At 40.7% G+C, this 13,650-nt stretch carries 16 protein-coding genes and 1 rRNA gene; 10 read left to right on the top strand and 7 right to left on the bottom strand.

The window, feature by feature from the left end:
* Positions 1-10 precede the first annotated feature (10 nt).
* Positions 11-1,615, top strand: coding sequence for a phospholipase D family protein (locus AC5YCD_RS06365; RefSeq protein ID WP_496129232.1), 1,605 nt, complete (start codon positions 11-13; stop codon positions 1,613-1,615).
* Here the strand turns inward: AC5YCD_RS06365 and AC5YCD_RS06360 are convergent.
* Positions 1,607-2,404, bottom strand: a complete 798-nt coding sequence (locus AC5YCD_RS06360; protein WP_496129231.1) for a lysophospholipid acyltransferase family protein — start codon at positions 2,402-2,404, stop codon at positions 1,607-1,609. The genes AC5YCD_RS06365 and AC5YCD_RS06360 overlap by 9 nt on opposite strands.
* A 147-nt stretch (positions 2,405-2,551) precedes the next feature.
* On the opposite strand from AC5YCD_RS06360, the gene AC5YCD_RS06355 reads away from it, so the two are divergent.
* From AC5YCD_RS06355 to AC5YCD_RS06340, 4 genes are all read left to right on the top strand, one after another.
* A complete protein-coding gene (locus AC5YCD_RS06355) occupies positions 2,552-2,692 on the top strand; it encodes a hypothetical protein (protein WP_496129230.1) in 141 nt (46 codons plus the stop codon).
* 63 nt (positions 2,693-2,755) lie between these two features.
* Positions 2,756-4,084 (top strand): ribosome rescue GTPase HflX, encoded by a 1,329-nt coding sequence (gene hflX / locus AC5YCD_RS06350; protein ID WP_496129229.1) that lies wholly within the window; start codon positions 2,756-2,758, stop codon positions 4,082-4,084.
* Between the two features lie 49 nt (positions 4,085-4,133).
* Positions 4,134-4,505 (top strand): hypothetical protein, encoded by a 372-nt coding sequence (locus AC5YCD_RS06345; RefSeq protein ID WP_496129228.1) that lies wholly within the window; start codon positions 4,134-4,136, stop codon positions 4,503-4,505.
* Between the two features lie 9 nt (positions 4,506-4,514).
* On the top strand, positions 4,515-5,183 hold the full coding sequence (locus AC5YCD_RS06340; RefSeq protein ID WP_496129227.1) for an LrgB family protein: 669 nt from the start codon (positions 4,515-4,517) through the stop codon (positions 5,181-5,183).
* A 30-nt stretch (positions 5,184-5,213) separates the two neighbouring features.
* Here the strand turns inward: AC5YCD_RS06340 and AC5YCD_RS06335 are convergent, their stop codons facing one another.
* The 3 genes from AC5YCD_RS06335 to pdxA are packed head-to-tail and all read right to left on the bottom strand — an operon-like array spanning position 5,214 to position 7,851.
* Positions 5,214-6,050, bottom strand: coding sequence for a symmetrical bis(5'-nucleosyl)-tetraphosphatase (locus AC5YCD_RS06335; RefSeq protein ID WP_496129226.1), 837 nt, complete (start codon positions 6,048-6,050; stop codon positions 5,214-5,216).
* Entirely contained in the window at positions 6,051-6,863 is an 813-nt protein-coding gene (rsmA, locus tag AC5YCD_RS06330) for a 16S rRNA (adenine(1518)-N(6)/adenine(1519)-N(6))-dimethyltransferase RsmA (protein ID WP_496129225.1), read from the bottom strand.
* 19 nt (positions 6,864-6,882) lie between these two features.
* Entirely contained in the window at positions 6,883-7,851 is a 969-nt protein-coding gene (gene pdxA / locus AC5YCD_RS06325; RefSeq protein WP_496129224.1) for a 4-hydroxythreonine-4-phosphate dehydrogenase PdxA, read from the bottom strand.
* Between the two features lie 255 nt (positions 7,852-8,106).
* Here pdxA and rplM point away from each other — a divergent pair, with 255 nt between their 5' ends.
* The 5 genes from rplM (at position 8,107) to AC5YCD_RS06300 (ending at position 10,944) form a co-directional block, all read left to right on the top strand.
* Positions 8,107-8,535 (top strand): 50S ribosomal protein L13, encoded by a 429-nt coding sequence (rplM, locus tag AC5YCD_RS06320; RefSeq protein WP_004695096.1) that lies wholly within the window; start codon positions 8,107-8,109, stop codon positions 8,533-8,535.
* Positions 8,536-8,547: 12 nt separating this feature from the next.
* Positions 8,548-8,934, top strand: a complete 387-nt coding sequence (gene rpsI / locus AC5YCD_RS06315; RefSeq protein WP_067763381.1) for a 30S ribosomal protein S9 — start codon at positions 8,548-8,550, stop codon at positions 8,932-8,934.
* A 253-nt stretch (positions 8,935-9,187) separates the two neighbouring features.
* Entirely contained in the window at positions 9,188-9,835 is a 648-nt protein-coding gene (locus AC5YCD_RS06310; protein ID WP_496129223.1) for a glutathione S-transferase N-terminal domain-containing protein, read from the top strand.
* Positions 9,836-9,850: 15 nt separating this feature from the next.
* Positions 9,851-10,276, top strand: coding sequence for a ClpXP protease specificity-enhancing factor (locus AC5YCD_RS06305; RefSeq protein ID WP_496129222.1), 426 nt, complete (start codon positions 9,851-9,853; stop codon positions 10,274-10,276).
* Positions 10,277-10,290: 14 nt separating this feature from the next.
* Positions 10,291-10,944 carry a hypothetical protein gene (locus AC5YCD_RS06300; RefSeq protein WP_496129221.1) on the top strand — a complete coding sequence of 218 codons (654 nt, stop codon included), beginning with the start codon at positions 10,291-10,293 and terminating at the stop codon, positions 10,942-10,944.
* A gap of 238 nt (positions 10,945-11,182) precedes the next feature.
* On the opposite strand, the gene AC5YCD_RS06295 is transcribed toward AC5YCD_RS06300, so the two are convergent.
* The 3 genes from AC5YCD_RS06295 to rrf form a co-directional block, all read right to left on the bottom strand.
* Positions 11,183-11,494 (bottom strand): ankyrin repeat domain-containing protein, encoded by a 312-nt coding sequence (locus AC5YCD_RS06295; protein ID WP_496129220.1) that lies wholly within the window; start codon positions 11,492-11,494, stop codon positions 11,183-11,185.
* A gap of 24 nt (positions 11,495-11,518) precedes the next feature.
* Positions 11,519-13,285 (bottom strand): GGDEF domain-containing protein, encoded by a 1,767-nt coding sequence (locus AC5YCD_RS06290; RefSeq protein WP_496129219.1) that lies wholly within the window; start codon positions 13,283-13,285, stop codon positions 11,519-11,521.
* A 124-nt stretch (positions 13,286-13,409) separates the two neighbouring features.
* Positions 13,410-13,524 (bottom strand): 5S ribosomal RNA (rrf, locus tag AC5YCD_RS06285).
* Positions 13,525-13,650 lie beyond the last annotated feature (126 nt).

Here is a 13,650-nt window from a genome sequence, read left to right as displayed (position 1 = left end):
TGATCTTACTATGCCCACTCCTGCCCATTCTCGCTTTGGCTTTAAACACACGACGCTCAGTGTGCTACTTTGCGCGCTAATTGGCTTACCTGCATGTTCGACTTTGCCTAAAAATACCCAACAGCCAATTGAATATGCCTTTGATACCCCAACCGATCAAACCAGTTTGGCGCAGATTGTTTTACCTTTACGTGAAAAATATCCGCAGCTAACCGGCTATCATCTGTTGCCTGATCCATTGGAAGCATTGGCAGCCCGTCTACGTTTAATTGAAAAGGCCGAAAAAACCTTAGATCTGCAATATTATATTTGGGATAACGATAAAATTGGCGCCTTGGCTTTAGATGCCATTATTCGTGCTGCAGAGCGTGGCGTAAAAGTGCGTTTATTGATTGATGATAATAACTCTAAAAAGATGCAGGGCATTTATTTGGCCCTCGATCAACATGCCAATATTGAGGTGCGTTTATTTAACCCGTATCGCTTCCGTTATCTGCGCACTTTAGACATTGCCCTTGATTTAAAACGAATTAACCGCCGTATGCACAACAAAAGTTTTATTGTGGATAACCAATTGGCGTTAATTGGCGGGCGTAATATGAGTAACCAATATTATAACGTCAGCGACAACTATCAATTCTCTGATGTCGATGTGCTGTTGGTCGGTTCAGCGTCAGATGAAATCATTCATTCCTTTGATGAATACTGGAATGATGATTATGCCTATCCTGTAGTAAATTTAGTTGATCCTCAAAAATACCAATTGGATTTTTATAACTTAAAACAGCAAGTGGCAGAGCATTCGCAACTTGCGACGGTTCAAAATTATCTGGATTTGGCTGCACGCTCGGGTGCATTTGAGCAATGGCTGGAAAATGATATTCAACTCAATTGGGTCGAAGCGACCGTCGTTAAAGATCCACCCAATAAAATTAAAGCTTTGGCTGCTGAGGATGAATATTTATATGCGCAATTGGGCCAACATTTAGAACAGCCCACCAGCAGTGTCGATATTATTTCAGCCTATTTTGTCCCGCAAAAAAGCGGGGCGACTTTGCTAAAAGATTTCAGTCAAGATGGGGTCAAAGTTCGCGTACTAACCAACTCTTATCAAGCCAATGATGTGGCTTTGGTACATGCTTTTTATGCCAAATATCGTCATGATTTGCTTAAAAATAATGTTGAGTTGTATGAGTTTTTATCTGCACCTGAATTTGAAAACTTAAATAAAAATACCAACGAAATTTCCAAAAAATCAGAGGTGAGTTTAAAGGGGCTAAGCCGTTCTAGTTTGCATGCCAAACTGATGGCTTTAGATGAAAAACAGGTTTTTGTTGGCTCATTTAATTTTGATCCACGTTCAGTCAAATATAACAGTGAAATTGGCGTGATTTTAAATAGTCCAAGCTTAGCGCGTGCTGTGCATCACACCATGGATCAAAATTTATCTAAATATGCCTATAAGCTGGTTTTAGACGCCAATAATCAAATCAATTGGAAAGTCAAACATAGCAATGGCAACATTAAAACTTTCCATAAAGAACCCAAAATTAAATGGTGGCAAAAGGCTGGCTTGAAAATGATTTCTTGGTTGCCCATTGAAAATTTAATGTAAAGCCTTGTTTTGCAATTCGATTAGACCCTGCTGCATGGCTTGGCTCACCACTTGAGTCAAGCTGTCCACGCTATGTCCTGTCACTTCAATGCTTGGCAGCGCCATTAAATGCGCAGTGACTTTTGGCATTTCTAGTACACGTTTAACATGTTCAGCAAAGCTAATTTCACCCACATACGGTGCAATTTGGTCGAGCTGACCGTCTTGATTGACATAGCAAATTAAACAAATTTGTACCGGCTGACCTGCTTCAATGGCTGCACCCAGCAAACGACCATGAATTTTTTTAATTTTGCTGCCGTCAGTGGTGGTGGCTTCTGGAAAAAATAACACTGGAATATCTTGGGTTAAAAAGGTCGCGATTTGCTGACGAATTTTAATTGAGTCACCCGAACCACGTTGAATAAATAAGGTACCGCCGCCTTTGGCCAATTTACCAATCAAAGGCCATCGCTCAATTTCGGCTTTGGCCAAAAAAAATACCCGTGCTGCAGAACCTAGCACTGCAACATCTAACCAGGAAATATGATTACTCACCCAAAGAGCAGGCGTACGCGGAATATCACCATGCACCCTTACTTCAATATTAAACACACGGCATAATTGACGGCAAAAATGCTGCACGTAACGGGTATTTTGCGGATTATTCGGCTGCTTGTACAAACCATGACGATAGACCAAATAGTAACCTTCACTAATACTGGCTACACCTGAGACTAATTTTTTGCTGTATAAAAAAAATTTATCTAACACAGTTTTTGGCTTTAACGCCACAGGGCTTGTCTTCATCCAATGCTTGCTCATGCTAACCTCGCTTGGCATTCTATACCCTTCAATCATAAAAACCGAAGAACAAGATTAAAAAATCCCATTTTCATCTTGAAATTGAATTGCCTACACTGCGCTTATCGTTTGTTCAGATTGAGTACACGAATTATGCAAAAGCAGCCTATCGAATCTCGGGTGCATACCTTTAAGCCGCTGGCCTTATTCAAGCTCATTGTCGGTTTTTCTATTTTGTATTTAGGCGCTATTTTATTATTTGCTAAATGTTTGCATACGCTTTTGCTGCCTTAAGCAATTGTCCTTTTTTGCTGCTTTGCCCTAGAATAGAAGTTTATATGCTCATAAGAGAATCGAGTGGAAGAATTCGCGCCTGCGCAGAGTGAACGTATTATTTTAGTCAGTGTTGCTGTACAGATGTTGGATGATCTAGACAGTGCTGAATTTGCATTGCTGGCCAAATCTGCAGGAGCTGAAGTTGTCGAACATATTCAGGTACAGCGCCTGCGTCCGGATGCCAAATTATTTGTCGGCTCTGGTAAAGCCGAAGAAATTGCCGAACGTGTCCAAGCATTAGAAGCCGAATTGGTGATTTTTGACCATGCCTTAACCCCCGCCCAAGCACGTAACTTAGAACGTGTGGTGCAATGCCGTGTGGTTGACCGTACCGAACTTATTTTAGATATTTTCGCGCAGCGTGCGCGTACCTTTGAAGGTAAATTACAAGTTGAATTGGCGCAGCTGGCGCATCTTTCCTCACGTTTGGTGGGTGGTCGTTTAGGCTTAGATGGTCAAAAAGGCGGGATTGGTTTACGTGGTCCGGGTGAAACCCAGCTCGAAACCGATCGCCGTTTACTTAAAGTGCGTATGACCCAGCTTAAAACCAAACTGGATAAAGTCCGTCAAACCCGGATTCAAGGTCGTGCCGCACGGCAAAAGGCGGCTGTACCTACTGTGTCTTTAGTCGGTTATACCAATGCGGGGAAATCGACCTTATTTAACCGCTTAGCACATAGCGACGTGTATGCAGCCGATCAACTGTTTGCCACACTCGATCCGACTTTGCGTCGCCTTGATTGGGATGGTATTGGCACTTTAGTCTTGGCCGATACCGTAGGTTTTGTGCGTAATTTGGCGCACTCACTGGTTGAATCTTTTAAAGCCACTTTAGAAGAAACTTTAGAAGCCAACTTAATTTTGCATGTCATTGATTCAAGCAGTCACGACATGCATGAGCAAATTGAAGCGGTAGAAAAAGTGCTCAAAGAAATTGGCGTGGATACCCCCATTTTACGCGTGTATAACAAAATTGACCAAAGTGGTGAAGAGGCGAAAATTATTTATGCCAAACCACATCAACCTGAACGGGTTTATGTGTCAGCGCATAGTGCTGCGGGACTCGATTTACTCAAGCAAGCCGTGCAAGAATGCTTAATGGGTCAATTACAAAGTTTTGAGCTGGTGTTAAAACCTGCTTACGGTAAATTACGCACCCAGTTGTATAATTTAAATGTCATCCATCAAGAACATTATGATGATGAAGGTAATTTACATCTACATGTTGCCATGGCGCCAGCCAAACTGGAACAACTGATTAAGCAAGCACATTTACCAATTGATGAAATTTTAGGCGAAAAAGCCCAACAATTTCAAAGAACGTTAGAAGAGTTTGAAATCAAACCTTAAATCGGTTAAAAGATGAAACTTATCGTATAAAACTTAGGCACAAGCGACGATGCAAGGATTGAACAAGATCGACTGGCCTGCTTGGATTGGCACCATTTCCCTGATTATTATTTTCCGTGAAAGCGCAGTATGGTTATGTGGGCAATGGGGTCATCCAGAACTGGGCAATCTTAGCGGTTTATTAAGCCTACTGCTGGTTTTGGCCATTTGGCGCACAACTAAAGGCTTACCACAACGCCTTGTCGATACCAATAATAAAATCATGAAAGAAAGTGGTTTTGCTTTTTTACCGATTTGTGCAGGTTCGCTGATTGCCTTAGTGCATATGGGCGCAGAGATTCCAGTATTTTTATTGGTGTTGGTGCTCAGCACTTTAATCCCGCTTTGGGTATATGCCAAAATGGCCAAAAAGTGGCTTTAGGAGAATAACATGTTGAGTGTATTAACTGGTTTTATTCTCACCTTAGTGGCGTATTTAGTAGCTAAACCGATTAATAAACGCCTGCCGCAAGTGCCACTTTTAGTGATTGGCATGTTTCTTGTGATTGCTTTATTGCTCATTTTAGACATTCCTTATGAACGCTATAACAGCGATATGAACAGTATTTTTAGCCATTTACTCGGTTATGTTACCGTGGCTTTAGCAATTCCTTTAGCTGCAATGCGCTATGATGACTTACCTTTAAAAGCCATGTTGGGTATTTTAGTGTTTGCCAGTTTAAGTGCGGTGGCACTACCCATGGGCTTGGCGTATTTGTTGCATATGGCTGAGCCGACCATCATGGCCTTTGCCACGCGTGCAGTGACTACACCGATTGCTATTAATATTGCTGAGCTATTGCATTCACCTGTGACCTTGGTAATTTTAATTGTGATTTTATCTGGCACGATTGGCGCGGCATTTTCTTCTATTATTTTACGCAATATTAAAGATGAACGTGCTTCAGGACTGGCCTTAGGTTTGGCTGCGCATGCCATTGGCACGGCGCAAGCATGGCAACGTGGCCCTGTGGCAGGTCGTTACGCTGCGTTTGGCATGGCGGTCAATGCAGTATTTACCGCAGTTTGGCTACCCAGTTTTATTTTATTACTCAAATAAAAAAAGCCTGCATCAAGCAGGCTGTTTTATTTAGGTGCAAGGATTATCCACACTAAAGATCTGCTGATCTTCTAAGCGATAAGCAAGCAATTGATTGCCCCATACACAACCACCATCGACATTTTGAATTTTGTCGGAGATAGTTTTGCCTTGTAAAGCAGCCCAGTGTCCAAAAATGATCTGATGCGTTTGTGTCGCTTGTGACTCAAACTCAAACCACGGTTGAAAGCCCTCAGGCATTGGGTCGTCTAAACTATCTTTAAAGCTAAACTCTAAACGCCCTTCTGCATCGGTTAAACGCATACGGGTTAAATAGTTGGTAATGCAGCGTAAACGCGCATGACCTTGTAAATCTTCTGACCAAAGATCAGGAGTTTTACCATACATCTCGCTTAAGAAAGCATCTACCACGGCAAAGTCATCATGAGCAATGACCGCTTCAACTTCTTTGGCATATTGTACTGCTTGCTCGGCGGTCCAATTGCATGGAATACCCGCATGAGTAAGCACCGTATGTTCATTTGGAAATAAACATAAGGGCTGACGACGCAACCAATCAATCAAATCATCACTTTCTAAGGCATGAATCACATCATCAATATGATCTTTCGGATTGATGGCTTTAATGCCACGCGCCACAGCCAATAAATTCAGATCATGATTGCCAAGCACGGTTGCAGCTGCACCGCGCTCGACCAGTTTTTTAATAAAACGGATTGCACCGACTGAGTTTTCACCACGTGCCACTAAATCGCCTGCAAACCAAATAAAATCTTGGTCCACATCAAATTTAATTTCTTTAAGGAGTGCTTTGAGTGCTTCAAAGCAACCTTGCACATCCCCAATCACATAGTTATAACCTGCCATTTAGCCCACCATTTGATCCGACAATGCCACAAATTGTGCCAAAGTTAAGGTTTCTGGACGTGCCATAGGATCAACGCCCGCTTGTTCAAAACCATCTTCTGCCAACATGCCTTTTAAACTGTTACGCAGGGTTTTACGACGTTGGGTAAACACATGTGATACCAAACGTGCCAGCGCTTTTTCATTTTTTGCCACAATCGGTTTCGCATCGTAGGGTTCTAAACGGAATACCGCAGAAGTCACTTTTGGCGGTGGATTAAATGAACCCGGTGGCACTTCAAATAAGAAGGTCGGTTTGCAGTAATATTGAATCATCACCGACAAACGCCCATATTCTTTGGTATTTGGCGATGCCGTAATACGATCCACCACTTCTTTTTGCAACATAAAGTGCATGTCTTTAACTTTGTTACCAAATTCTAAGAGATGGAATAACAAAGGTGTCGAGATGTTATAAGGTAAGTTACCTACCACACGTAATGGACGATCTTCTTCAAATAATTCGGTAAAGTCGTATTTTAATGCATCAGTTTCAATAATGGTTAAACGCTCAGGATACGGTACACGACCCGGTAAACCTGCCGCTAAGTCACGATCCAGCTCAACCACCGTTAAAGCATCACATTCACCAATCAACGGTGAAGTTAACGCTGCAAGACCAGGGCCAATTTCCACAATATTGTCACCCGTACGCGGATTGACTGAGCGCACGATTTTGGCAATTACACGTTGGTCATGTAAAAAGTTTTGACCAAAACGCTTTCGCGTGTGATGCCCTTCATCTTTTGGGTTTAAGGCATTAATTTGATACATATAAGAATTCCAACGTGAATTAGTGACGAGCAAGATCTAAGGCTAAATCAACAGCAACATGCAAACTGGAACTTTTTGCCAGTCCCGTGCCTGCGAGGGAGAGTGCTGTGCCATGATCAACAGAAGTACGAATAAACGGTAAGCCGAGGGTAATATTAATGGCTTCACCAAAGCCTTGTGATTTTAACACAGGTAAGCCCTGATCGTGATACATCGCTAAAACTGCATCGGCATCTTTTAGGTTTTCTGGGGTAAATAAGGTATCAGCAGGCAAACTTAAACTCATATTAATACCCTCTTGACGATAGCTTTCAAGCACAGGATTAATCACTTGAATTTCTTCCATGCCTAAATAGCCATCTTCCCCTGCATGTGGGTTTAAGCCGCAGACTAAAATTTTTGGCGCATCAATTTTAAATTTTGATTTTAAATCGTGAATTAAAATATCAATCACTTGCTGCAAACGCTCTGGCGTAATGGCATCAGGCACAGCACGTAAGGGTAAATGCGTGGTCGCGAGTGCGACACGTAAAGTTTTAGTGGCAAGCATCATCACGACACGCGGCACACCTGCAAATTCTTGGTAATATTCGGTGTGTCCACTAAAAGCAATACCTGCATCGTTAATCACTGATTTTTGCACTGGTGCTGTCGCCACACCCACACTTTTACCCTGCATAGCATAGTCCGCCGAGCGGCGTAATTGTTCTAATACATAGGCTGAATTTTTTGGATTTAATTGCCCTAAAACCACCTCTTCTGCCAGCGCAACATGCTCAACATAAAGTTCACCTCGTTGTGATGACTCAGTTTGTCCTTGATATTCAATGAGTTTGACATCAAGTTTTAAGCTCTGCGCACGGCTGTTTAGCATATTAAGATCTGCCAATACCACAATCGGTCGCTCATCCACACGATTGGCTAAACTTAAACAAATATCAGGACCAATCCCCGCAGCTTCACCACTGGTGACATATAAAGGCAGCATGTTTATTCTCGCGACTTAGTTTGGCTTTATTATATCGAGATTTTCTAGTTAGCATTTTGTTCAATTGTTTAAAATTGCTGAAAAAAACCGCAGCATTTATTGTTTAATATTTGCACTCCTTCAAGTTTCGCTATAGAATATGCCGCTTGAAATTTTAATTTTCATTGTGGTTCCGTACAGATTGGTATAGAATCGCGTCTCCTTTAGTTTGGACAGATTCCATAGTCCAAACCAACTATAATAGGTAGTGGTTTAATGAAAACTCTCAGCGCTAAGCCAGCTGAAGTTCAACACGACTGGTACGTTGTTGATGCTTCTGGCAAAACTTTAGGTCGCCTTGCGACTGAAATCGCTCGTCGTTTACGCGGTAAGCATAAAACTTCTTATACTCCTCACGTTGACACTGGCGATTATATCGTTGTAATCAATGCTGAAGAAATCCAAGTGACTGGTAAAAAAGCACTTGACAAGAAATACTATCGCCATACTGGTTTCCCTGGTGGTATCCGCGAAACTAACTTTGAAAAGTTAATCGCGCACAAACCTGAAGCAGTTTTAGAAAAAGCTGTTAAAGGTATGTTACCAAAAGGTCCTCTTGGTTACGCAATGATCAAAAAAATGAAAGTGTACGCTGGTACTGAGCATCCACACGCTGCTCAACAGCCACAAGTTTTGGACATCTAAGGGATACAGCACATGGCTACTAACTATGGTACAGGTCGCCGTAAGACCGCAACTGCACGTGTTTTCCTATCAGCTGGTACTGGTAAACTCGTAATTAACAACCGTTCTTTAGAACAATACTTCGGTCGTGAGACTGCTCGTATGGTTGTTAACCAACCGCTTGAGCTTTTAGAAGCGACAACTAAGTATGACCTTTACATCACTGTTTCAGGTGGTGGTATTGGTGGTCAAGCAGGCGCGATCCGTCACGGTATTACTCGTGCACTAATCGCTTCTGACGAAACTTTAAAACCTGCTCTTCGTCAAGCTGGTTTCGTTACTCGTGATGCTCGTGAAGTTGAACGTAAGAAACTTGGTTTACGTAAAGCACGTAAACGTCCTCAATTCTCTAAACGTTAATTCGTTTACCGAATCGGACAAAAAAGCCTTGGGATTCCCAAGGCTTTTTTTATGTTTATTGATAAGCATTACTGCACCAAAATTCTCGTAATAAATAATAATTGACTAAACCAATCATCAACATGCTTAAAATAAAAATGATATTGAGCATTTTGCTTCTCCTTGGGTATTTTTTGTTGTGCTTTGCCTGAGTCACGTGCTTTTTGGCACAGGTTTTAGTATCCTAATTTCTTCAATTTTAGCTTAGTAGTTTATGTCCTTGGAAAACCCAGCCATACAGGGAATTACCTTATACAGCCATAGTGATGATTTCCGCTGCCATTGGATTCGTTATGTTTTGGCTGAAAAACAAATTAAATATCATTTAATTATGGTCGATGATAGCGATGAAGATGTTGCCACCTTAAATCCTTATAATCGCTTGCCCATGCTAATTGAAAATGAGCTGAAATTATTTAATACCACGATTATTGCCGAATATCTAGATGATCGTTATCGTCAAAATAAACTTTATGCCGATGCTCCCGGGCCACGTGCTGAGCAACGTCAATACGTATGGCGCTTTGAAAATGATTGGTTACGCTTAGCTGACATCATGCTGTGTCATCCGGATACCTTAGATGCCAAAGCCAAACTAACTGCTCAAAAAAAGTTAAGTGATATGCTGATTTCATTGACGCCCTTATTCCAGCATTTTCCTTATTTTATGTCGGAAAGCTTGAGCATCTTAGATTGTATGCTAGCACCCATTTTTCTGCGCCTAAAAGCCATGGGGATTGAACTGCCAAAGCAGCATTGCCGCCCGATTCACTTATATTGCCAACGTATATTTAGCCGACCTGCATTTATTCAATCCCTCACTTTGCAGGAAAAAAATCGCTATCGTGAATTCTTAACCTAACTGATTGAGTCTATTATGTCTGATGTAGAACTAAACGTGACACCAACTCGTCCTTATCTAACTCGCGCTATTTACGAGTGGATTTGTGACAACAACTTAACACCTTACTTATTGGTTGATGCCACCGCTGCCCATACCCTAGTCCCAACTGAATATGTGCAAGATGGACAAATTGTTTTAAATATTGTGCCTCATGCGGTACATGCGTTACATATGAGTAACGATGCAATTACCTTCTCTGCACGTTTTGGCGGTGTATCTCGTGATATTTATGTACCATTTGCAGCCTTACTTGGCATCTACGCACGCGAAAATGGTCAAGGTTTATTCTTTGACCCAAGTGAATATGCCGATATTCAAACTCCAGCAGTTCAAGTAGAATCAGAAACAAAAGAGCAACAACAACCCAAGAAAAAACCAAGCCTACGTATCTTGGATTAAATAAGGAGAATCTAATGGCTTTTGATTTAGTACAATATTTTGCTGAGCAGATTAGTATTCAAAAGCCTCAGCTTCTACAGCAATATGACCCAACCACGAAAGAAAACTTATTACATGACTTAAATGTTTTAAGCTTAGGTAAGTTAATTACACTGTGGCGAGAAGATCACAACAAACTCTATCAAGAGATCCAATCACAAGAACAACTCTATATTCAAGAAGTTGCACGACGCCTTACCACCTCTGTACACAATCAATCCCCTCTACCTAAAGACCAATTAGAACCCGTATTAACCGATATTGTCAGTTTACAGCTACAAGAGTTAAAACAACTCGAAGATACCGCGCGCTTTGGAGTTGATGGCTTTCGCGAACTGTTTCGCGGACAGATTGAACATTTGTCAGGCCAAGCCGATGATTGGGTTTGGTTAACAAATAGACTAACAGAACTACAAGGTTCTAAACCAATGGTGCAAGAACAGCTATCATTGCAAACTACACTAAAGGAGTTTAATCAAATGGTTAGCCAAAACGATCATCACGACCACCACCCTGTTGCCGAAGTTGCTATGCCTGCTGTACCTGCATGGTCTAAAGTTTTGGAACCGATTGTTGCCATTGCGATTTTATGGATTTTGTATGGTGCAGTAACACAGGTGTTCGCTTAAACACTAAAGCCCGCAGTTGCGGTTTTTTTTGTAAGCTTAGACGCACAGAGTTTGCAGTTTTAAGTCACTATGCACGCTATATAAATTTATTTACGATCAATGTATCAGGAGACAGGAAGTTTCCCAAACCTAAAACAACAATAATAAGTTTGTGCACCAGGAATGTGAGGTACGACAGGAGTTATACCTAAATCATACCCTAATACAAAAAGCCCCATCAGGATGATGGGGCTTTTAATTATAATTTACTGAGATAGTTTACGATCTCACTATGACCTGCCATCTTAGCCAATTCTAAGGCCGTATAGGGTGCCTTATAATTTGTATCTGCACCTTGATTCACCAAAAATTGTACCACCGCTAAATGGCCATTTTCAGCTGCTGCATGTAAGGCACTATACCCTTCAGCATCTGTCGTGTTGACATCTACATCATGCTGCACTGCCTGCTGAACTTCACTGAGCTCACCTAAAGATGCCCAATACACCAATTCAGGTAAATGTAACTCTTGATCATCTTCAGGGATAGGTGTAAAAGCATTTAATTTCATGCATACCTCAATCTTAGATTTGGTTTAGCTCACAATAGCATAGTCACGCTGCTGTTTGGCTTGATAAAGACGTAAATCAGCACAGCGAATCAAACTATCGGCATCTTGATAATCTTGTTGGCATTGCATGAAGGCACCCCCAATACTGATACTGACATGCTGCTTATCATCTAAACGATGTTGATGTGGGATATTTAACTGACGTACTGCAACTAAACACTGTTCAACAAATTGTTGTGCGTAAAAAAAGGACATATTAGGCACGATGATCGCAAACTCCTCACCACCATAACGGGCTAAAAATCCTCCTTCCGGTAGTTGTTGAGCAATTGCTTGAACCAGTTTTTTGAGTACTTCATCACCTTTAAGATGCCCATAAGCATCATTGTAGTTTTTAAAGAAATCCACATCTAACATAAAAAAGCCAATGGGATAATGGCTGTTTTTTTGACCAGAAAAATAATCCTGCAACATTTCATTTAAAGCATAGCGGTTATAAGCACCGGTTAAACTATCCAGCTTTAATTGGAATTTTAATTGTTCATTCAATTGTATGACTGTATGCGTCCGCTCTGCCACTTGTTGATCTAAGGTACGATTCAGAAGTACCAACTCTTGGTTATAAGCAATCGCCTGTTCGCTCTGTAAAGCATAATCGCGACTCAACTGTAAAGTCACGACAATAAAATAAATACATGAGGTATAAAATGCGATTTCAACCGAATCTATTAATTTTAATCCTAGTAAATAGTCATGAATAAAAGTTAAACAGACCACACTAATCGCTAACGCATTAGATTTTGAGAACTTATTTTTAGATTTAAAGGAATAATAAACGCCATAAAGCATATTAATAAAAAGTAAAATTGAGGCTATAAAAGTTTTGAAAAAGAAATCTTGAAAAACCAATGGGGATTGAGTCAAAACCACCAAGAAATTGGCAAAGATAATAAAACTTAGAAAAACATAAATCGCTTTATGCAATAAATGAGGTAAAGCTAAACGAATATAGGTGAGGAAAAAGAAACTAATTAATCCTGTCAATATATATTCAATCCGCGTCCCCCAAAGCCAATTAATTGAAGTAAATAAAGTATAGCTAAAAGGTACCGCGAAGAAACTACGCAAACTAAAGCACAAAATAAATAAAGATAAATATAGTAAAGCGATAATATTTTTTTGATGACGTAAACGACATACTGCAAAGAGCGCCATAAACAGTGAAATCATCACCAACATACCACTTACCCAAGTCGCCGGAATAATATGTTGATAAAAATGGCGTCGCACTGGCTCTTCATAGCCAAGCACGATCGAGTTTTCAAGACCTCCGCGAATATGATGATAGCTAGAAAAATCTAAGCGTAAGGTCACAACAGCTTGATCTACAGAGAATATAAGTAGTCTTGGCGCCATTTCTGTAACATGATGCTGTGCATCACCTACTGTGCCGACTTTTAGCATTAAACGATCATCAATATAAAGTTCATATGCGCCATATTGATAAAGTAAAAATAAAGCAATAGGCTGCCCAACTGCAGCTTGGGGCAAACGAAAAGTCTGTGTAAAGCTGCCATGATGACTAGTTTGACCCACGAGTTTTTGAAAAGAATTAGGTAAGTGAATCTTTATATTAGGAGCATTTTTAGAGTTCTTTAAAAAATGATGCGGGAAATAATGCCAAGTCCCATCGAGAGATGTGTTTTCTTTATGATCAAATTCAAGTTGACGCACATCTGCTATACATACAGCACTGTAAGCTAAGACCATTACACTTAGTAAGAGCTGCATAATAGAGACATACATATAGAGCAAGCCTAATCTATTGAAAAATTATAAGATACTTAATGAGCACTTTTAATATTGATATAAAAAATCCCCCCGATCAATGATCGGGGGGATTTTTAGAATAATGAGCTGGCGATGACTTACTCTCACATGGGTAACCCCACACTACCATCAGCGCTAAGAGGTTTCACTTCTGAGTTCGGGAAGGGATCAGGTGGTTCACTCTTGCTATTGTCGCCAGCACAACTTGGATGCTTACTCATTAGGTCTTATAAATGCCTAACTTTCGTCAAATGAGTTATTAACAGGATATATCTGAGTCGTCTATTTTGTTCGTTAGCGTTAACTAAATCAAGTTGTTTGTAGTG

Source organism: Acinetobacter sp. CY05 (assembly GCF_059515805.1).
This window is presented reverse-complemented; position numbering and strand designations above follow the sequence as displayed.

Excerpts from the sequence above, each read along its gene's own strand:
- AC5YCD_RS06365 (WP_496129232.1), top strand. The coding sequence starts at position 11 with ATGCCCACTCCTGCCCATTCTCGCTTTGGCTTTAAACACACGACGCTC.
- AC5YCD_RS06360 (WP_496129231.1), bottom strand. The coding sequence starts at position 2,404 with ATGAAGACAAGCCCTGTGGCGTTAAAGCCAAAAACTGTGTTAGATAAA.
- AC5YCD_RS06355 (WP_496129230.1), top strand. The coding sequence starts at position 2,552 with ATGCAAAAGCAGCCTATCGAATCTCGGGTGCATACCTTTAAGCCGCTG.
- AC5YCD_RS06345 (WP_496129228.1), top strand. The coding sequence starts at position 4,134 with ATGCAAGGATTGAACAAGATCGACTGGCCTGCTTGGATTGGCACCATT.
- AC5YCD_RS06340 (WP_496129227.1), top strand. The coding sequence starts at position 4,515 with ATGTTGAGTGTATTAACTGGTTTTATTCTCACCTTAGTGGCGTATTTA.
- AC5YCD_RS06335 (WP_496129226.1), bottom strand. The coding sequence starts at position 6,050 with ATGGCAGGTTATAACTATGTGATTGGGGATGTGCAAGGTTGCTTTGAA.
- rsmA (WP_496129225.1), bottom strand. The coding sequence starts at position 6,863 with ATGTATCAAATTAATGCCTTAAACCCAAAAGATGAAGGGCATCACACG.
- pdxA (WP_496129224.1), bottom strand. The coding sequence starts at position 7,851 with ATGCTGCCTTTATATGTCACCAGTGGTGAAGCTGCGGGGATTGGTCCT.
- rplM (WP_004695096.1), top strand. The coding sequence starts at position 8,107 with ATGAAAACTCTCAGCGCTAAGCCAGCTGAAGTTCAACACGACTGGTAC.
- rpsI (WP_067763381.1), top strand. The coding sequence starts at position 8,548 with ATGGCTACTAACTATGGTACAGGTCGCCGTAAGACCGCAACTGCACGT.
- AC5YCD_RS06310 (WP_496129223.1), top strand. The coding sequence starts at position 9,188 with ATGTCCTTGGAAAACCCAGCCATACAGGGAATTACCTTATACAGCCAT.
- AC5YCD_RS06305 (WP_496129222.1), top strand. The coding sequence starts at position 9,851 with ATGTCTGATGTAGAACTAAACGTGACACCAACTCGTCCTTATCTAACT.
- AC5YCD_RS06300 (WP_496129221.1), top strand. The coding sequence starts at position 10,291 with ATGGCTTTTGATTTAGTACAATATTTTGCTGAGCAGATTAGTATTCAA.
- AC5YCD_RS06295 (WP_496129220.1), bottom strand. The coding sequence starts at position 11,494 with ATGAAATTAAATGCTTTTACACCTATCCCTGAAGATGATCAAGAGTTA.
- AC5YCD_RS06290 (WP_496129219.1), bottom strand. The coding sequence starts at position 13,285 with ATGCAGCTCTTACTAAGTGTAATGGTCTTAGCTTACAGTGCTGTATGT.